This window comes from Helicobacter sp. MIT 99-5507, from assembly GCF_003364295.1.
Classification (GTDB): Bacteria; Campylobacterota; Campylobacteria; order Campylobacterales; family Helicobacteraceae; genus NHYM01.
On record NZ_NXLO01000003.1, the window covers coordinates 330,859 to 350,289 of the forward strand.

General features: G+C 29.7%; 23 protein-coding genes. 15 read left to right on the forward strand and 8 right to left on the reverse strand.

Going from position 1 to position 19,431, the window contains the following annotated elements:
- Window positions 1–8 precede the first annotated feature (8 nt).
- The 4 genes from rpsI to argB form a co-directional block, all read right to left on the reverse strand.
- The gene (rpsI, locus tag CQA42_RS06480; protein WP_115583853.1) at window positions 9–398 is read right to left on the reverse strand and encodes a 30S ribosomal protein S9; all 390 of its coding nucleotides are present in this window, start codon (window positions 396–398) and stop codon (window positions 9–11) included.
- 6 nt (window positions 399–404) lie between these two features.
- Window positions 405–839 (reverse strand): 50S ribosomal protein L13, encoded by a 435-nt coding sequence (gene rplM / locus CQA42_RS06485; RefSeq protein ID WP_115583854.1) that lies wholly within the window; start codon window positions 837–839, stop codon window positions 405–407.
- A gap of 76 nt (window positions 840–915) precedes the next feature.
- On the reverse strand, window positions 916–1,401 hold the full coding sequence (locus CQA42_RS06490; protein ID WP_147289267.1) for a hypothetical protein: 486 nt from the start codon (window positions 1,399–1,401) through the stop codon (window positions 916–918).
- A 46-nt stretch (window positions 1,402–1,447) separates the two neighbouring features.
- A complete protein-coding gene (argB, locus tag CQA42_RS06495) occupies window positions 1,448–2,302 on the reverse strand; it encodes an acetylglutamate kinase (RefSeq protein WP_115583856.1) in 855 nt (284 codons plus the stop codon).
- An 87-nt stretch (window positions 2,303–2,389) separates the two neighbouring features.
- Between argB and CQA42_RS06500 the strand changes: the two genes are divergently transcribed.
- Genes CQA42_RS06500 through ung form a run of 4 tightly spaced genes read left to right on the forward strand, consistent with a single transcriptional unit; the run spans window position 2,390 to window position 4,666 of the window.
- The gene (locus CQA42_RS06500; protein WP_115583857.1) at window positions 2,390–3,331 is read left to right on the forward strand and encodes a D-2-hydroxyacid dehydrogenase; all 942 of its coding nucleotides are present in this window, start codon (window positions 2,390–2,392) and stop codon (window positions 3,329–3,331) included.
- 4 nt (window positions 3,332–3,335) lie between these two features.
- Complete coding sequence (locus CQA42_RS06505) at window positions 3,336–3,665, forward strand: hypothetical protein (RefSeq protein WP_115583858.1); 330 nt, start codon at window positions 3,336–3,338, stop codon at window positions 3,663–3,665.
- A gap of 23 nt (window positions 3,666–3,688) precedes the next feature.
- The gene (gene gatC, locus CQA42_RS06510; protein ID WP_115583859.1) at window positions 3,689–3,967 is read left to right on the forward strand and encodes an Asp-tRNA(Asn)/Glu-tRNA(Gln) amidotransferase subunit GatC; all 279 of its coding nucleotides are present in this window, start codon (window positions 3,689–3,691) and stop codon (window positions 3,965–3,967) included.
- Between the two features lie 12 nt (window positions 3,968–3,979).
- Complete coding sequence (gene ung, locus CQA42_RS06515) at window positions 3,980–4,666, forward strand: uracil-DNA glycosylase (protein WP_115583860.1); 687 nt, start codon at window positions 3,980–3,982, stop codon at window positions 4,664–4,666.
- Window positions 4,667–4,669: 3 nt separating this feature from the next.
- Here ung and CQA42_RS06520 read toward each other — a convergent pair whose 3' ends face one another.
- Entirely contained in the window at window positions 4,670–5,374 is a 705-nt protein-coding gene (locus tag CQA42_RS06520) for a YebC/PmpR family DNA-binding transcriptional regulator (protein ID WP_115583861.1), read from the reverse strand.
- 125 nt (window positions 5,375–5,499) lie between these two features.
- Here CQA42_RS06520 and CQA42_RS06525 point away from each other — a divergent pair, with 125 nt between their 5' ends.
- Window positions 5,500–6,108, forward strand: a complete 609-nt coding sequence (locus tag CQA42_RS06525) for a hypothetical protein (RefSeq protein WP_115583862.1) — start codon at window positions 5,500–5,502, stop codon at window positions 6,106–6,108.
- Between the two features lie 70 nt (window positions 6,109–6,178).
- Here the strand turns inward: CQA42_RS06525 and CQA42_RS06530 are convergent, their stop codons facing one another.
- Together CQA42_RS06530 and CQA42_RS06535 are read right to left on the reverse strand one after the other, a co-directional pair.
- The gene (locus CQA42_RS06530) at window positions 6,179–7,174 is read right to left on the reverse strand and encodes a glycosyltransferase family 2 protein (protein WP_258865586.1); all 996 of its coding nucleotides are present in this window, start codon (window positions 7,172–7,174) and stop codon (window positions 6,179–6,181) included.
- Complete coding sequence (locus tag CQA42_RS06535) at window positions 7,174–8,589, reverse strand: hypothetical protein (RefSeq protein WP_115583863.1); 1,416 nt, start codon at window positions 8,587–8,589, stop codon at window positions 7,174–7,176. Before CQA42_RS06535 ends, CQA42_RS06530 begins: the two co-directional genes overlap by 1 nt.
- Window positions 8,590–8,906: 317 nt before the next feature.
- Here CQA42_RS06535 and coaBC point away from each other — a divergent pair, with 317 nt between their 5' ends.
- The 3 genes from coaBC to CQA42_RS06550 all read left to right on the forward strand — a co-directional run bounded on the left by coaBC (window position 8,907) and on the right by CQA42_RS06550 (window position 11,465).
- Complete coding sequence (coaBC, locus tag CQA42_RS06540; protein WP_258865587.1) at window positions 8,907–10,130, forward strand: bifunctional phosphopantothenoylcysteine decarboxylase/phosphopantothenate--cysteine ligase CoaBC; 1,224 nt, start codon at window positions 8,907–8,909, stop codon at window positions 10,128–10,130.
- The gene (locus tag CQA42_RS06545) at window positions 10,120–10,854 is read left to right on the forward strand and encodes a hypothetical protein (protein WP_115583864.1); all 735 of its coding nucleotides are present in this window, start codon (window positions 10,120–10,122) and stop codon (window positions 10,852–10,854) included. Before coaBC ends, CQA42_RS06545 begins: the two co-directional genes overlap by 11 nt.
- A gap of 107 nt (window positions 10,855–10,961) precedes the next feature.
- Window positions 10,962–11,465, forward strand: a complete 504-nt coding sequence (locus CQA42_RS06550; protein WP_181881513.1) for a type II secretion system protein — start codon at window positions 10,962–10,964, stop codon at window positions 11,463–11,465.
- Here CQA42_RS06550 and CQA42_RS06555 read toward each other — a convergent pair.
- Complete coding sequence (locus CQA42_RS06555; protein ID WP_115583866.1) at window positions 11,462–12,319, reverse strand: MqnA/MqnD/SBP family protein; 858 nt, start codon at window positions 12,317–12,319, stop codon at window positions 11,462–11,464. The genes CQA42_RS06550 and CQA42_RS06555 overlap by 4 nt on opposite strands.
- 95 nt (window positions 12,320–12,414) lie before the next feature.
- On the opposite strand from CQA42_RS06555, the gene recA reads away from it, so the two are divergent.
- Genes recA through lepA form a run of 7 tightly spaced genes read left to right on the forward strand, consistent with a single transcriptional unit; the run spans window position 12,415 to window position 19,382 of the window.
- Entirely contained in the window at window positions 12,415–13,461 is a 1,047-nt protein-coding gene (recA, locus tag CQA42_RS06560) for a recombinase RecA (RefSeq protein ID WP_115583867.1), read from the forward strand.
- Window positions 13,461–14,735, forward strand: coding sequence for a phosphopyruvate hydratase (eno, locus tag CQA42_RS06565; RefSeq protein WP_115583868.1), 1,275 nt, complete (start codon window positions 13,461–13,463; stop codon window positions 14,733–14,735). Before recA ends, eno begins: the two co-directional genes overlap by 1 nt.
- Before the next feature lie 2 nt (window positions 14,736–14,737).
- Window positions 14,738–14,986, forward strand: coding sequence for a hypothetical protein (locus CQA42_RS06570; RefSeq protein WP_115583869.1), 249 nt, complete (start codon window positions 14,738–14,740; stop codon window positions 14,984–14,986).
- A gap of 3 nt (window positions 14,987–14,989) precedes the next feature.
- Window positions 14,990–15,577 carry an AMIN domain-containing protein gene (locus CQA42_RS06575; protein WP_115583870.1) on the forward strand — a complete coding sequence of 196 codons (588 nt, stop codon included), beginning with the start codon at window positions 14,990–14,992 and terminating at the stop codon, window positions 15,575–15,577.
- The gene (locus tag CQA42_RS06580; protein ID WP_115583871.1) at window positions 15,567–16,061 is read left to right on the forward strand and encodes a shikimate kinase; all 495 of its coding nucleotides are present in this window, start codon (window positions 15,567–15,569) and stop codon (window positions 16,059–16,061) included. The genes CQA42_RS06575 and CQA42_RS06580 overlap by 11 nt, the downstream gene beginning before the upstream one ends.
- Before the next feature lie 3 nt (window positions 16,062–16,064).
- Entirely contained in the window at window positions 16,065–17,582 is a 1,518-nt protein-coding gene (gene purH, locus CQA42_RS06585; RefSeq protein WP_115583872.1) for a bifunctional phosphoribosylaminoimidazolecarboxamide formyltransferase/IMP cyclohydrolase, read from the forward strand.
- A gap of 9 nt (window positions 17,583–17,591) precedes the next feature.
- Complete coding sequence (gene lepA / locus CQA42_RS06590; protein WP_115583873.1) at window positions 17,592–19,382, forward strand: translation elongation factor 4; 1,791 nt, start codon at window positions 17,592–17,594, stop codon at window positions 19,380–19,382.
- Window positions 19,383–19,431 lie beyond the last annotated feature (49 nt).

Here is a 19,431-nt window from a genome sequence, read left to right on the forward strand (position 1 = left end):
GAGATAGATTATCTCTTAGAAAATTGAGGACTTCTTCTTGCTTTTCTTTTTCCGTATTTCTTACGTTCAACAACCCTAGAATCTCTAGTTAGAAGACCTTTAGGTTTTAAAATAGCCCTAAAAGAAGTATCGTATAAATTAAGAGCTTTTGAGATTCCATGTCTTAGAGCTTCTGCTTGAGCACTATAACCACCACCAAAAGTAATAGCTACAATATCTAATGCTTTTTCTTGTGAAGTTAATACTAGTGGTTGGATAACTTTCATCTTAATTGCTTCATGTCCGCCAAGCCATTCATCTAAGCTTTTACCATTAATGCTTAAAGAACCTCCGCCAGCCTTAATCCATACCTTTGCTATTGCACTTTTTCTTTTACCAGTTGCATAAACTTTTGTCATATTTTATTAGTCCTTTTTACTTTGTTTGCTTATTTGTGCAGTGTGTGGATGCTCACTTCCACTATAAACCTTTAGCTTGCCAATCATTTCTCTACCTAATTTTGTCTTTGGAAGCATACCTCTAACGGCTAATCTAAATAATTTTTCTGGGTGCTTTTCTAGCATTTCTGCGAGTGTTTTTGATTTTGTGCTACCAAAATATCCTGAATGTGTAAAATATTCTTTATTATTTAGTTTAAGACCGCTAAACTTTGCTTCTTTAGCATTGATAATTACTACAAAATCTCCACAATCAACATTTGGAGTATAACTTGGCTTATGTTTTCCTCTTAGGTAAATAGCTGCCTTTGTTATCAATCTACCAAAAATCTCATCTTTTGCATCTAGCACAATCCAATTCCTCTGTATTTCATTTTTTTTCATTGCAGAAGTTAGATTCATAATAATGCCTTTATATTAGTTTAAAATGTGGTATTATAAAATATAAAACTGAAAATTACATTAATTTAAGTTAATATTAATTTATAAAATGTTGTTCTTGGAATCTAAGTAAGTTTGAACAATGATCGCTTATTGAATATGCTTTGTCATACTCTTCTTTTATGATATTTTTGATTTCTTCTTTTTGTTCCATAAAATCATCATCCAATATTGTATCAACGACCAAATAAAGCTGAATATTTTGCCTTAAGATATCAAATGCTTTCTTTTTATCTTGATTATATAAATTTTCATCATTTTTATACGCAAGCAATTGCAGGATAATCCTATCATATACCAAAGTTGCGAGATTCTTTGGCTTTATTGTATCAAATAAATATTCTTTTGCATTAGATGTTAATTTTTGTCTATCTGTGTTGTTCATATATATTAATACTGGAATGATTATAAATAGTCGCTCAAATTTTACTCCAAGTGCGCGCGTCTGAATCTTGATTAAGATTCTATCTATAAAACTATATTTATAAAAATCAAAAAAGGCTGAAGTTGCGGAATTAAACATATTTTTACCCAATATTCCTCTTTAATATATTATCTTATTTCCCATTTTATTCTAAAATTATTTGTGTTCCTATACCATTTGTAGTAAATAATTCTAATAGTATAGAATGCGGGATTCTACCATCTATGATATGGACTTTTTTTACACCATTTTCTACACAAGATAAAGAAGCATCTATCTTTGGTATCATACCACCTGTAATAGTGCCATCATTTTTATAGATTCTCGCATCATTTGGTGTAATTGTAGATATTAATTTACCACTAGAATCCAAAACTCCTTGCGTATCTGTCAAAAATATCACTTTATTTGCTTTTATTGCTTTTGAAATTTCGCAAGCTACACTATCTGCATTTATATTAAATCCAGGGTGTTTTATATTATCACCTGAAGCAATTGGTGCAATAATTGGCACAAAACCATCATCTAATAATTTTTGTAAAATATTTATATTTACTTTTTGTATCTCACCTGTATATCCAAAAACTTCAAAATCTTTTGGCTTAGCTTCTAAAAGCATAGAATCTTTGCCACTAATCCCTACTGCTTTTACTCCGTGATGATTGAAAAAAAATGTCAATTCTCTATTTATATCACCGCTTAAAACCATCTCGACAACTTTCATTGCTTCTTTTGATGTTACTCTTATGCCATCTATAAATTTATTATCAATTTTTAAAGTCTCTAGCATTTGAGTGATTTTTGGACCTCCACCATGCACAATAATAGGCTTAATTCCAAGCATATACAAAAGTATAATATCACATGCAAATTTTTCTTTTAATTCAAGATTCTGCTGTGCTGCACCGCCATACTTGATAACTATCACGCTATCTCGAAATTCTTGTATAAATGGAATAGAATCTACTAATATATCTGCTATTTTTATCCTACTTAACACCTAGATTCCTAACAATAAAATTTTTAAAGTATTTTAATCGCTTTTTTTGTTATTATATCTCAAGATTATAAACAAAAAGGATTCTTCATGAATATCGTATTACTTGATGCCCAAACCCTAGGAAATGACAGATTGGATTCTATAGCAAAATTAGGTAATTTTAAATCATATGATGTAACAAAAGCAGATGAAGTATTAGAAAGGGTAAAAGACGCGGATATAGTGCTTACAAATAAAGTTGTATTAGATAAAAATATTTTAGAAAAATTGCCAAAATTAAAGCTTATTTGCATAACTGCCACAGGAATGAATAATATTGACTTAGAATGTGCAAAAAAGCTAAATATAGAAGTAAAAAATGTAGCAAATTATAGCACACAATCCGTAGCACAACACACGCTTATGATGGTATTAAATCTTATTGCAAAACAAAATTATTATGATGATTTTGTAAAAAGTGGCAAATGGGCAGAATCTGCTATTTTTACACATATAAATAATAACTTTGAACTCTATGATTTAGAAAATAAAAATTGGAGCATTATAGGATTTGGCAATATCGGACAAAAAGTGGCAAAGCTAGCAAGTGCATTTGGTGCAAATGTGAAATATTATTCTACAAGTGGCAATAATAACAATGCAAATTTTGAAAGAATTAGCAATCTAAAAGATTTATTAGAAAATAGCGATATTATCACTATACACGCACCACTAAATCAAACAACAAAAAATCTAATCACAAAAAAAGAATTAGCTTTGCTAAAAAAAGATTCTATTTTGATAAATGTAGGCAGAGGTGGGATTGTAAATGAAAATGATGTAGCTAGTGCATTAAAAGATAAAGATTTTTATTATGGTTGCGATGTGCTTGAATTTGAACCTATGATTAAAAATCATCCATTTTTAGATAAAAATATTTGGCATAAATTGCTATTATCTCCACATATTGCTTGGGCATATAAAGAAAGTAGAAAAAGATTAATTGAAGGTGTAGAAAAAAATATTATGGATTTTATAAATAAGGATTAATAAAATGTCAAAAGTAATACTCATAAAAAACGATTCTATCGGCGAGCGTGGCGAACTAGGAAATAAATTAATAATAAATTTCTTAAAAGCTCGAACTAAGATTCTGCCAAGTAAAATATTTCTATTAAATCGTGGAGTATTGCTTGCTACACAAAATCAAGATGGAATCTTAGCATTAGAAATACTAGAATCTAAAGGTGTAGAGATATTTTCTTGTCAAACTTGCTTAGAATTTTTTGATTTGCTAGAAGAGCTAAAAGTAGGAAAAGTAGGAAATGCAAAAGATACACTAGAAGCATTATTAAATGCAGAAAATACAATCACACTTAGCTAAAAATTATAAATAAAGGCTTATTAATGATAATTGATGATAAATTACTAGAAAAATTAGAGAATCTTAGTGCAATAAAAATAGATGATGACAAAAAAGAAAATATTAAAAGCGAGCTAAGCGATATTTTAAATTTTGTTGAGAATCTAAACAAACTAGATATAAAAGAGAATCTAAATATACAAAAATTTGATACTCCACTTAGAGAAGATGAAGTGATTTCATCTGATGTTGCAGATTTGGTGTTAGAAGAAGCGCCAAAAGAGAGTGAAAGATTTTTCATCGTGCCAAAAATAGTTGAATAAATCAAAAGATAAATGCAAAATATAGATGTAAAAATAGAAGATTCTTGGAAAGAAAACCTAAAAGATGAATTTCAAAAAGAATATTTTTTAAAGATTCGAGAAAAATATCATCAAGCAATTAAGGTTGCTACCATCTTACCACCACCAAAATTCATTTTTTATGCATTTTCATTAGTAAAATTTGACGATGTGAAAGTTGTGATTTTAGGACAAGATCCATATCATAATATAGAAAACAATATTCCTCAAGCACATGGATTATCTTTTAGTGTGCCTTATGGGGTAAATCCACCGCCATCTTTAAAAAATATTTTTAAAGAATTAAATAGAGATTTGGGGGTTAAAATACCAAAATGTGGGAATCTAAGTAATTGGAGCAAAGAAGGTGTATTATTACTAAATTCAATTCTTAGTGTTGAATATAAAAAACCTCTCTCACATTCTCATTTTGGCTGGGAGATTTTCACAGATAAAATTATTGAAACTCTCTCACAAAAAAAAGAGAATCTCATTTTTATGTTATGGGGAAATTATGCTAGAAGTAAGAAAAACTTGATTGATACTTCAAAGCATCATATACTAGAAGCCCCACACCCATCGCCACTTGCAAGGGGATTTATAGGTTGCTCACATTTTAGTAAATGCAATGAAATATTAAAACAAAATGGAATTAAAGAGATAGATTGGAATCTATCCTAATTATTAGTTGATATTTGTATATACATTTTGCACATCATCATCATCTTCAATTTTATCAAGCAATTTTTCTAGCTCTACCATTTGATTATCATCTAAATCAATAGGACTTGTAGGGATATATTGCAAACTAGATTGCAAAACTTCTATATTTAGATTTTTTAATGCCCCACCTAGTTCGCCAAAATCTTTATAATTTGCATACAAAAATACACCTTCATCGCTTTTTTGTAAAGATTCTAGCCCATAATCAATAAGCTCTAATTCTACATCATCGAGATTTAACCCATTTGCATTGATTTGAAACACTGCTTTTCTATCAAACATAAAATCTAGTGAGCCATTTGGTATCACTTGTGCGTTGTGTTTATTGCAATAGCTTTTGATATTTGCTATCGTCCTTGTCGCATTATCGCTAGCACATTCAATTATCATCATCACACCAAATTGTGCTTTTGCCTCATATATTATTTCACTAAGTTCTGCATCCTTGCCACTTGCTCTTTTTATCGCAGCTTCTATATTATCTTTTGGAAGATTCTGTGCTTTTGCATTTAGTATTGCGGCACGAAGTTTTGCATTACTATCTGGGTCTCCCCCACCATCTTTTGCTGCTAGAGTGATAGCTTTTGCGAGTTTTGGAAAAAGCTTTGACATCTTATCCCATCTTTTTTCTTTGCTTGCTCTTCTATATTCAAAGGCGCGTCCCATTTAAAAATCCTTAATTATTATAAAATTAATTAAAAATTATATCAAAAGCATAATCGTTCTAAATAAATAATATTTTTTTGACGATTATGGAATAATTTTTAGCACAATATTACAAGGAATAAAAAATGAAAAGGATTTTAATTCTAATTGCAGTATTTGCAACATCGAATCTATTTGGTGCTACTATAAAGCAAACTACGATAGGATATACGTATGTTGAGCTAAATAAGGCTTCTTATCAAGCAGTAGAGATTGGAACATCTGTAGTAGTAATCACAAAAAAGGGCATAATACGACCATATACAGGAGTAGAAATCAGTGCGCCGATATTTTTTGATTCAAAAGGCACTAATTTGCAAGATGCAGACAATAAAGGCACTGGATATGGCGTAGCATTACAAGTGCCACTCATTTTTGGGCTTGATATTAGTGGATTTTATATTCAAGCAATGGGTGGATACAATATAAGCTGGCTAAATGATAGTTTGAAAAATATCCCTTCTGGTGCGCAAATAGGTGCATTAAAAACAGCAAAAACAAAAACAATATCTCAAGGATTTATCTATGGTGGCGGACTTGGATATTCATTTACTTCAAATTTCACAATTGGAGTGAGATTTTTAAAAGGCTCAATGAAAAATGAAATCATAAATGAACCAACAAGTGCAGCAATAAATAAACAATACAAGACAAACTATACAAAAATCATGGCATTAATTGGCTACAACTTTTAATCTAATTTTTATCATTTTAACTTCAAAGATAAGAGGTTAAATGGCTGCTAGCTAGAATCTTTATAGATTCTTATTTAGAATCTATTTTGTTTGAGATAATAACCTTATCTATCAAATATCTAGGACGAGATTTGCTTTCTTTATAAACTTTACCTAGATATTCCCCAATAATTCCAATACTAAGTATTTGAATCCCGCCTAAAAAGTATATAGGCACTACCACAGATGCCCAACCTGGCACAGCAGAATCACTAAAAATCGCAATATAAATGCCATAGATTCCAAAAATGCTACTTACAAATGCAATCAAAAATCCAAAGACAAAGATAATACGCAAAGGTGTTATACTAAAACTTGTAATACCATTCAAAGCCAAACCAAGCATTTTAGCTAAGCTGTATTTGCTTTTTCCAAACTCACGCTTTTTTACATCAAAATATACGATAGCACTTTTTAATCCTATTTCTAAAACAATGCCTCTTAAAAATAAATTCACTTCTTTAAATTCATCTAAAAATCCTAAAGCCTTATTACTTAAAAGCCTATAGTCAGCATGATTTTTGATGACTTTTACACCTAGAATCTCCATCATTTTATAGAAAAATATGCTACTCCATTTTTTAAAGAAACCATCACTAAATCTATCTTTTCTCACGCCAAATACAATATCGCAGCCACTTTTAAAATGAAGTAAAAATTCATCAATCCTATCTATATCCTGTTCTAAATCACAATCAATAGAAATAGCACAATCGCATTTATTTCTAGCATATTGCAATCCTGCTAGTAAAGCATTTTGATGACCTACATTTTTGCTTAGTTTTAATGCAATGATATTATTTTTATCTATACAAGTTTGCAAAATATCAAAACTAGAATCTACACTTCCATCATCAATAAAAATAATAAAACTATCTTTACTTACAATATTATTTTGTTTTAATCTATCTAGTTTTACACAAAAAAGATTAATACTTTTTTGCAAAATCTCTTCTTCATTAAAAAGCGGAATAACAATAGCAAGTTTTGGACTTTGAAATAGGGGGGGGGTAATCATATTTTTCATTATTTTACCCTATATACGCTAAAGTGGATTGGTAGCATTGATATATTATTGCTTAGAATTATATCTTTTGATTGATTCATAATGATTGATTTTAAAAGTGATTTTATTCCAAAAAATGGTATATTAAAGCCATAATCACTATAAAATAATAATTCATACTCACTAGAATCTAAAGCAATGGTAGAATATGGTGTCCATACGACTAAATCACCACTTTGTTTTTGTAAAATATCATTACTTTTAAAAACACTATATTTTGAAGTAGAATCTTCTTTTCCAAGCAATGCATTATCAATTGGCAAATCAGATTTCATATCAAAATCCTCTATTCCTTTAAACTCTAAATTTTTAATAAAACTATGATACACCTCGCCGCTACTTGCACGATTTACGCCATCTAGATAGATATTGGTATGTGGATTTTTACTGATATAAGAAGCAAGAAAATCTATTGTATTGGCAAAATTATTTGGCACAGCTTTGTAATGATTAAATTGATATATAAATGCAGGAAAGCTATTAAATAACCAAATAAAAGCACAAATAACAACAATGCACTTTATAAATAAATATTTGAAATACTCTCTTAAATAAAATGCAATAGGAATTATCCCAAAAATATATGCTGGAAGTGGATAATGAAAGCTATAGATATTTAATGCAAAATATGCCAAAGAATGCAAAAAACTCGCAATCAAAGCAGAATCCAAAATAGGATTGATTTTGCAATGCTTAAAAACAATAAAATAGAATCTAAAAACAAGCAAAGCAAAGATTCCAATAAACAAAAATGGCTCGCTAAGTGCATAGTTTGTGATATTTTTCAAAAATACAATTATCACATTATATGGAGTATCGCCATAATTTCCACTATTAGTTTTGATAGCAAGCACAAAAATATAATAAAAAATTAGCCACAAACCACAGCTAATAAGAAGCAATGCACTAAGTATGATTGGATTCTTGTTAGATTGTTTGTATAAAATTTGCTTATATGAAAATAATATATAAAAAAAGCAAAATCCACCTAGCATTATAAATGCTACTTCTTTATAATAAAGTGCGAGATTTGCAGATATCAAAGCTAGTATAAAAAATATAAATTTATTTGTATTTTGAAATTTTATAAATGAAAAAATAAAAATTGCAAAAAAGACGCTCTCTAATTTCTCTGGGACAAAAAGTCGCAAAAATGCTGTGGCAAATGCAGGAGAAAAAAGAAGTATTACAATCCAAAATAAACTATAAATTTTATTTTGCAAAAAATTATTTAAAGCTACAAATAAACAACAAACTAAAATAAATGCAAAAATACTACTAAAAATATAAAAAATATTTACAGAGATTCCAAAAATACTATAAATGATATTTAATTCTTGTGCATCAAGTGGATAGAATCTCCCAATTTCTGGCAATATAAAAAATGGTATTTGCTTGCCAATAAAAAGTGTAGATAATAAAGTATGATCATCAATTACGCCAAAATTTGAATAAATTGCAATATTTATAAGATAGAATAAAATTAGTAAATAAAAAAATACTAATAATATATTATTGCGTAATTGATTTTCTTGTTGCTGCCCCCCCCCAATTTAGACCAAAAAATTTCAAAGCCAAATCCTTTTTAAAAAAATTGTATAAATTTATCAAATATTAGTTTTATCACACTTTAAAAAATCATAGATTATTTTTAAGGTAAGATTCTACCATCAAGTTAAACTAAGGGGCAAAAATGGTTGATAATATCTTAGAAAATAAAAAAATATTGATTTTAGTTACTGGCTCAATTGCAATATACAAAACCCTTGATTTAATAAGCAAATTAAAAAAACTAAATGCAAAAACTGCTGTTGTAATGAGTGATGAGGCGATAAGTTTTATAACCCCGCTTACTTTTGAATCTCTTAGTAATAAAGAAGTCTTACACAAAAATTCACAAAAATACGACACACAAGACTCACCAAATCATATAAACTACGCATCATGGGCTGATATAGCGATCTTAGCTCCTGCTAGTATAAATAGCATTGCAAAATTAAATTATGCAATAAGCGATAGCATAGTCATTACGACTTTGCTTGCTTGCAAATGCAAGGTTTTGATAGCTCCAAGTGCAAATATAAATATGATGGAATCTAAGCAAAACAAACAAAACCTAGAATCTTTAATAAAAATGGGATACAAAATACTTCCACCAAGGGAGAGCTTGCTAGCTTGCAATGTAGTAGCAAAAGGCGCTATGGCTGATATAGATGAAATCATCTTTAATATAAAAAAAGAATTTAAAACTGATAATTTTTGGGAAGATAAAAAGATAGTTATTACTGGTGGTGGAAGTATTGAACAAATCGATACAATAAGACATATCTCAAATAATTCAAGCGGGATACAAGCCTCTGCTCTTGCGCTTGCATTTTATTATCTTGGGGCAAAAGTAAATCTTATATCTTCAAGATTCCCATTTATCTTACCACTTGATATAGAAATAACAAAAGTAAATTCTAGCAATGATTATAAAAATGCCTTGCAAGATACAAAAGATTGCATTGTCATTATGGCAGCAGCAATTAGTGATTATAAAGTAGAAAATCCAAAAAATGAGAAAATCAAAAAAAGCGATATAGGCAAAATCTGGAATCTAGAATTAGTGCAAAATCAAGATTTATTAAGTCAGATACAATGTAAATTCAAAGTTGGATTCAAGGCTGAAAGCCACAAAACAAATGGTGAAATAAATGCCAAAAAAATGCTAGATTCTACTACAGAAGGTGGAAAAGATTGTGATATGGTGATTTTAAATATCATTGATAATGATAATAAAATAGGCGACACTCACAATGAAATCACGATTTTAAGCAAAGATTATAAAAAGAAATTAGACAAACAAGATAAACTAACTCTAAGCTTTGAAATAGCAGCATCTATCAAAGAAAAATTGCAAAAATATGATAAATAGAATCCTAAATATTACAAAAATTGTAAAAAATTTTGAACAACAAACCAACTACAACAACACTTTGCCCTTATTATTGCAGATTCTGGATAAAACAAAAAATGGATACAAACTAAAACTTGGCAATAATATAATCGAGGCTAGAAGCGCAAAAGAATTGCAAGTTGGTAGGAATTACCTAGCAACTATAAAAGAAAATAAAAATGGTGAAATAATCATATCAAATCTAGTAAATAGACCAAAGATACTTGAAGTAATAAAAGATTCTACTCTCAAATTTGAGATAAATGAACTAAAAGAACTTTTTAAAGATTCAAAATTCATGCAGAATCTAAGTGAGAATCTAGAGCAAAAAATAAGTCTTGCAAATTCCAAAGATGATTTTTTATTCCTCACACACTCGCTAATAGCACTAAATAAAAAAATAATAAATTTGGTAATAAAAGATAAAAACAAAGAAATATTGCTACAAATAAAAAAAAGAAAAAAAGATAAAATTGAATTTAGTGCTGTATTTAACAATCTAGGAATCATCAATGGAAGCATTTATACAAATCAAATACTTATAATAAAAACACAATTTAATCATATAAAAAAAATCCTAGAATCCAATATCAAAAAACTAGAAGGGCATGAAAACTTTGATGAAATACATATATTATATGATGAAGATATGGAAATATTATTTGACTTATATGGTGATAATATTTTAGACATAGAAATTTAATATATTTACTTTCTATTTAGAAAATAAAAAGCAAATATAAGATACAATATCTATATTAATTCTTAAATAAAAATAATAATTAAATAAAAATCAAGATGGGAAAGATGATGAATAGACATGGATTTTCAATGATTGAATTAGTATTTGTGATAATAATACTTGGGGCTTTAGCTGGAACTGCCACAACTTGGCTCCTTCAAACAAGAATGGATTCTCAAGTGGCAATGACTAGAAGCGATATTGCTACGCTTTTAAAACAGGTTCCAGCAAGAGTTATTGCTGAAAATATCGCTATCACAAATACACCACCACAAGGCTACAATAACTGGGGTGAATGGCTGATGGATACACCATCACTTGATAAAAGCAAATGGCAACCTACTCAAAATGGATTAGTTGCTATATCTTTTATTGAATCAAATACACAAAATAATAACATTGTTACTTGTCCTGGTAATTATATTTTTTTGGATTTATCGACTGGAAAACTACATTTTAATCCAAAAATGATTAATAAAACTGTTACATTTTGTAGATTACTTGCAGAAAGCTATAGCAATGGTGCAAATCGGGAAATAGATCTTGTAACAAATAACAAAACCGTATTTTAAGAGAATCTATAATTCTTATAAGTAGTAGGCAATAAATAGTCTTTAATATTGATTAAATCTTTATATATTCTATTATCATAACCTATTTTAAATAGTGCATTTAATGCTTGTAATTGAATTTGACTTAATGTAATAGAATCTTTATTTGCATACATATTTAGATATGTATCAAGCTCATCTTTATTTACCCTTACTCTATTTTCAAGCATGCTAGATAATATTTTTTTATTATTTACAGCAACTTTTACAGCATTACTTAGAATCTCTTCTATCTCAATTGCACGAAGAAGTGGAATTGAGCGAGATATTGCCATACCACCAAGTGGAAGCGGTAAAGTATCTTTTATAAAATCTACCCAAATATCCCATAAATGTGCTTCAACTTCAAGCGAGCTATCAAAATTTAGTATTGATTCATGTATTAATACGCCTGCATCAACTTCACCACTCAAAACACTTTGTTCTATTTCTAAAAAATTTTTATAGACAATCCTTGCATTTTTATACTTCATCTTAAAAATCATTGCATTTGTAGTCCATCTGCCACTTAATGCAACTTTAAAATTATTTTTTAAAATTTTGCCTTTCTTTTTTATTAGTTTTGGTCCATAACCATTGCCAAAGGACATAGCCGTATTTAACAAAGCATAATTATCACGGATAAATGGATACAAACCAAATGATATAGCAGAAATTAAATATTTAGAATCCAATGCACCTTCATTTAGGCTTTCTATATCAAGGGCAAGATTAAGAAATCTAATTTTTTTTGACCCAACCCAACCAAAATAAATTGCATAATACATAAAAATATCATCCGCATCTGGAGAATGTGCAACAATAATTTTACTCATGAGGAATAAACCTTCTTTACTTAAAATTCAAATTAATTTTAACCAAAAAATAGATAGAATCTACAATCATTTTTAATTTTAGGAGTAAAAAATATATGGCTGACAATGACAAACTAAAAGCCGTTGAATTGGCTTTAAAGCAAGTTGATAAGGCTTTTGGTAAAGGGGCTTTAATACGACTTGGTGATAAACAAAAAGAAAAAATCGAATGTATATCAACAGGCTCTCTTGGACTTGATTTAGCACTTGGAGTTGGTGGGATTCCAAAAGGTAGAATCATAGAAATATATGGACCAGAATCTAGCGGTAAAACAACACTAAGCCTACAAATTGCAGCAGAATGCCAAAAACAAGGTGGAATCTGTGCATTTATCGATGCAGAACATGCACTTGATGTTTATTATGCAAAAAAATTAGGTGTTGATGTTGAAAATCTCTATGTATCACAGCCAGATTATGGAGAACAAGCATTAGAAATTTTAGAAACACTAACTAGAAGTGGTGGAATAGATTTGATTATAGTAGATTCTGTTGCAGCACTTACTCCAAAAGCAGAAATTGATGGCGATATGGGAGATGCTCATGTAGGACTTCAAGCAAGACTTATGAGTCAGGCATTGCGAAAGATTACAGGTGTAATCCATAGAATGAATACAACCGTTATTTTTATTAATCAAATAAGAATGAAAATAGGCAATATTGGCTATGGAAATCCAGAAACAACAACAGGTGGAAATGCTCTAAAATTTTATTCAAGTGTAAGAATCGATGTTAGACGCGTAAAAACACTAAAAGTAAATGAGCAAGCTATAGGAAATACAGTAAGAGCAAAGGTTGTTAAAAATAAAGTTGCCCCTCCATTTAGAGAAGCAGAATTTGATATTATGTTTGGTGAGGGTATCTCAAAACTAGGAGAATTAATAGATTATGGCGTAAAACTAGATATCATTGATAAAAGCGGTGCATGGTTTAGCTATAAAGATAAAAAAATGGGACAAGGAAAAGAAAATTCCAAAATTTTCTTAAGTGAAAATGAAAATATTGCAAAAGAAATTGAAAATAAGATAAAAGAGCAAATCGGTGCAAATGATGAGATTATGGAATTTATAGATGAAAATATTGAAGAACAAAAGGATAGCTAATGATTTATATTGATGATATTTTTGCTGATGAAGTATTAGATAGTAGAGGAAATCCAACAATTAGGGCTACAATAGCACTAAATAATGGCATAACTTGCAATGCAATCGTGCCAAGCGGTGCATCTACTGGAAAAAGAGAAGCTTTAGAGTTAAGAGATGGGGATAAATCTCGATTCTTAGGCAAAGGCGTCCTAAATGCTTGTAAAAATGTAAATACAACCATTGCAGAAAAGCTAATCGGATTATCACCATTTAATCAAAGTGAAATTGATAATATTATGAAAAATTTAGATGGTAGTGATAATTATTCAAAACTTGGTGCAAATGCAGTGCTTGGCATATCTATGGCTATTACAAAAGCAGCAGCATATGCACTAGAGATTCCACTATATAGATATATTGGTGGGGTAAATGCAAATATACTTCCTGTGCCTATGCTAAATATCATCAATGGCGGAAGCCACGCAGATAATACGGTTGATTTTCAAGAATATATGATTATGCCGCTTGGATTTAATACTTTTAGAGACGCACTAAAGGCAAGTGCTGAAGTATATGGTCATCTAAAAAATATATTAAAAGAAAATGGACATATAACAAGCATAGGTGATGAAGGCGGATTTGCTCCGAATCTAAAAAACAATGAAGAGCCAATTGAAATGATATTAAAAGCTATAAAAAAAGCTGGATACAAAGATGGCGAACAAATTGCAATTGCCCTTGATGTAGCAAGTAGTGAATTTGTAGATAACAAAAAAGAATATTTTTTGAGTGCTGAAAATAGAAGATTGGATTCTAAAGAATTGGTTAGTTATTATGAAAGTTTATGTGCAAAATATCCTATCGTATCAATTGAAGATGGATTAAGCGAGGATGATTGGGAAGGTTGGAAGTATCTAACAGATAGGCTAGGAGGTAAGATTCAGCTTGTTGGCGATGATTTATTTGTTACAAATGAAAAGATTCTACGTGAGGGAATCGATAAAAATATCGCAAATGCAGTGCTAATAAAGCCAAATCAAATTGGTTCAGTTACACAGACTATGCAAGCTGTGCGACTTGCTCAAAGAAATAAATATAAATGCATTATGAGTCATAGAAGCGGTGAGAGCGAAGATACTTTTATAGCTGATTTTGCAGTAGGGCTAAATATGGGTGAAATAAAAACTGGTAGCACAGCAAGAAGTGAGAGAATTGCAAAATATAATAGATTATTAGAAATAGAAAATGAGCTTGATTATAGCGAGTATTTAGGCTGGAGATTGTTTAAATAATAATGCCAAAAATAATTAATGAAAAAATAAGCATAATTGACAAGATAAGATTATACAAGCCATATATCATTGCTGCTATAGTTGTGATAGGGATTTTTATTTATATATTTATTCTACTTTTTGGAAACAAATCTTTATTTGTTCTACTAGAGTTAAAAGAAGAGCAAAAAGAATTACAAAAAAGCGTGCAATTCTATCAAAAGCAAAATGCTTATTTGCAAAAAGAGATTTTTGAAATTGCTGGAGAGTAATCTTTGAAAAAAAGTATTTTATTTTTTGGATTAATTGTAAGTATATTGCAATGCAGGGATAATCCATTTGATCCTATTGTAGTGCCAAAAGATTCTGTGCGTCCATATTATGGGGAGACAAGTGTATTTGATAAAGCTGAAATTACTTTGCCTAGCAGTGCAAGATTGATAAAAAAAATAGAAGTTACATACCAAAATATTGACGGCTCAATCGAAAAAAAAAATATTGATGTAAGTGGTAGAATCGATTGGAGAATGCCACTTACAATATCACAAATATTAAATGAAGAAAATACAAATAAAATCACAAAAACACAAGACATAACAATAGAAAATAACAAACTATCTCTAAAATATGAAGGAAAACTACTTAGAGATTTTATAATGAAAGAACCAAATAGAATCGTGCTTGACTTTAGCAAGAATCTAAAATATTACAAAACAAATAAGATTATTTTAAATAAACCATATTTTAAGTCACTAAAATATGGCTTGCATGATGATTTTTTAAGAATTGTAATTGAGCTTGATGGAAGCTATATTTATAATATAAAACAAATGCAAAATGGAATCACAATAGATGTGCAATAACATCATTCTTATAGGATTTATGGGTTCTGGCAAAACTACCATAGGAAGAAAACTAGCACAAAGGCTAAAGCAGATTCTAATAGATACAGATAGTCTTATTGAAGTCAATTATGGGATGAAAATTAGTGATTTTTTTAAAAATTTTGATGAAGAGAAATTTAGAGAAATAGAGAGAAATCTCTGTATTTGGTGTCAGAAAAATTTGGATAATGCCATAATTTCTACAGGTGGTGGAATGCCAACAATCTATGATATGAAAAACTTAGGCAAAGTTATATTTTTGGATACACCATTTAATGAGATAAAAAATAGAATCTTAAATGATGGAGTAGAAAATAGACCATTGATAAAAGATATAGATTCTATTCAAATGCTATATGATAAAAGATTGCAAATCTATAAAAATATGGCTGATTACAGCGTCAATACTTTAGATTCTAAAGAAAATATAGTAGATAAAATTTATCATTATTTGAAAGGTTGAAAATTGAAAGCAATTTTAAGTGTCAGTGATAAAACAAATATAGATTTGTTTGCAAAAGAATTATCTTCTCTTGGATATGAAATACTAAGCACAGGTGGAACTTTAGCATATTTACAAAAACACAATATCGATGCAATTGATATAAGCAAATATACAGATTCTAAGGAATTATTCTCTGGAAGAGTAAAGACTTTACACCCAAAGATTCATGGTGGGATTTTATTTAGACGAGATAATGATGATGATGTAAAAAGTGCAAGTGATAATGGAATTTTTCCTATTGATTTGGTATGTGTGAATCTATACCCATTCAAAGCTACCACGCAAAAAAGTGATGATTTTGATGAGATTATAGAAAATATCGATATTGGCGGACCAAGCCTTATTCGTGCTGCTGCAAAAAACTACAAAAGTGTGCTTGTGGTAGTAGATTGTAATGATTATAATAAAGTGATATCAAATATAAAAGATAAGAAAGATTCTATTGATTTTAGAAAAGAACTGATGATAAAAGCATTTTCTCACACCGCAGAATATGATTCATTTATAGCAAATTACATGAATGAACGATTTAATAATGGATTTGGTGAGAGTAAATTTATCGTTGGCAAAAAATATATAGATACAAAATATGGCGAAAATCCACACCAAAATGGTGCTTTATATGAATTTGATGATGCTTGGAGCAAAAGCTTTAATATTTTAAAGGGTGAAAGCAGTTTTAATAATTTCTTAGATATTAATGCCGCTACAAAAATAGTAAGTAGCTTTGATAAAAATGCAATATGTATCATCAAACACGGGAATCCTTGTGGATTTGCAATAAAAGAAAACTTGATAGAATCTTACATAGCTGCATTAAAATGTGATAGCTTATCGGCTTATGGTGGGGTGATTGCAATAAATGGGGATCTTGATATAAATTTAGCAAAACTTATAAATGAAACTTTTTTTGAAGTAATTATTGCAAATACCATTACAAAAGACGCACTAGAAATATTTAGCAATAAAAAGAGAGTAAGATTATTTGAACTAAATAATATAAAACTTGACAAATTCGATTTTAGGCATATTAATGGTGGATTCTTGCTTCAAGAACAAGATGAAGTATTTGATAGCGAGGTGCTAGATTCTAAGCAGATGGGAAATACAAAAGCAAACCCAAAAGAAATGCAAGATTTGCTTATTGCATATAAATTAGCAGCTCTTACAAAATCAAATTGTGTTACTTATGTAAAAGATTGTGCTCTTGTTGGCATTGGTATGGGGCTTACAAGTAGAGTTGATGCAAGTAAAATCGCTTTTTTAAAAGCAAAAGAAATGGGGCTTAATCTAGTTGGATCAAGCCTAGCTAGTGAAGCTTTTTTTCCTTTTAGAGATAGTGTTGATTTAGCAAGTGAATTTGGAGTAAAAGCAATCATTGAGCCTGGTGGAAGCATAAGAGATGATGAAGTTATAGAAGCTGCAAACAAGCATAATATTGCACTATATTTTAGTGGCAAAAGACATTTTTTGCATTAAGAAAAAAATATGGAAAATATTAGAAATTTTTCAATAATCGCTCACATAGACCATGGAAAAAGCACGCTTGCAGATAGATTGATACAAGAATGTGGAGCTATTGAAAGTAGAGAAATGAGCTCTCAAGTTATGGATACTATGGATATAGAAAAGGAGCGAGGAATAACAATAAAGGCTCAAAGTGTAAGACTAAATTATACACTTGAAAATAAAGAATATATACTAAATTTGATAGACACCCCAGGGCATGTTGATTTTAGCTATGAAGTATCTAGATCACTTAGTTCATGTGAAGGTGCATTACTTGTTGTTGATGCAAGTCAAGGTGTAGAGGCACAAACTATAGCAAATGTATATATAGCCCTAGAAAACAATCTTGAAATCATTCCTGTAATAAATAAGATTGACCTAAATGCTGCAAATCCACAAAAAGTAAAAGAAGAGATAGAAAATACAATAGGGCTTGATTGCACGCATGCTTTAGAAGTATCTGCAAAAAGTGGAGTTGGTATAAAAGAATTGCTAGAAACAATAATCTATACAATACCACCACCAAATGGCAATAAAGATGGCAAACTAAAAGCATTGATATATGATTCTTGGTTTGATAATTATTTAGGTGCTTTGGCGTTAGTTAGAGTGATTGATGGAAATATCAATATTGATGATGAGATTCTAGTAATGAATACAAATAAAAGTCACAAAGTGCTAAATCTTATGTATCCTCACCCACTCTACCCTAAAAAAACAAAGACTATTAAATGTGGTGAGATTGGAATTGTCTGTCTTGGATTAAAACAAGTAAATGATATTGCTGTTGGCGATACAATGACACACAAAAATAATAAAGCAAATGAACCAATAAGTGGATTTAAAGAAGCAAAACCATTCGTATTTGCTGGAATCTACCCTATTCAAACTGATAAATTTGAAGATTTACGCGATGCATTAAATAAATTGCAATTAAATGATTCATCGCTTATTTTTGAGCCAGAAACATCAATAGCACTTGGATTTGGCTTTAGGGTAGGTTTTTTAGGGCTTTTACATATGGAAGTGATAAAAGAACGTCTTGAAAGGGAATTTGACTTAGATTTGATTGCTACTGCACCAACTGTGCTTTATAATGTCTATCTTACAGATGGCACTATGACACAAGTGCAAAATCCTGCAGAATTACCGCCTGAACAAAAAATATCTCGCATAGAAGAGCCTTATGTAAAAGCCACTATTATCACACCAACAGAATTTTTAGGAAATGTAATAAAATTAGTCCAAAATAGACGCGGAATCCAAGATAAAATGGAATATATCACAGAAGATAGAGTGCTGCTTTCATATTCAATCCCTACAAATGAGATTATTATGGATTTCTATGATAAATTAAAATCATCTACAAAAGGATATGCAAGCTTTGATTATGAGCCAATAGGATACAAAGAAGGCGATTTAATCAAGCTTGATATAAAAGTCGCAGGAGACGTAGTCGATGCGCTAAGCATCATTGTAAGTCGCCAAAAAGCCTATGAAAAAGGTAAAAACCTAGTAAGCACGATGAAAGAAATCATACCTAGACAGCTTTTTGAAGTAGCAATTCAAGCAAGTATTGGGAATAAAGTCATAGCAAGAGAAACCATAAAATCAATGGGAAAAAATGTTACTGCTAAATGCTATGGTGGTGATATTACAAGAAAACGAAAATTACTTGAAAAACAAAAAGAAGGCAAAAAGCGTCTAAAATCTATAGGAAAAGTAGAACTTCCACAAGATACATTTCTTGCGGTATTGAAGATAGATTAGATTCTAAGATTTAGATAGTAGCGATACTTAATGCAAGAATCTATTACTT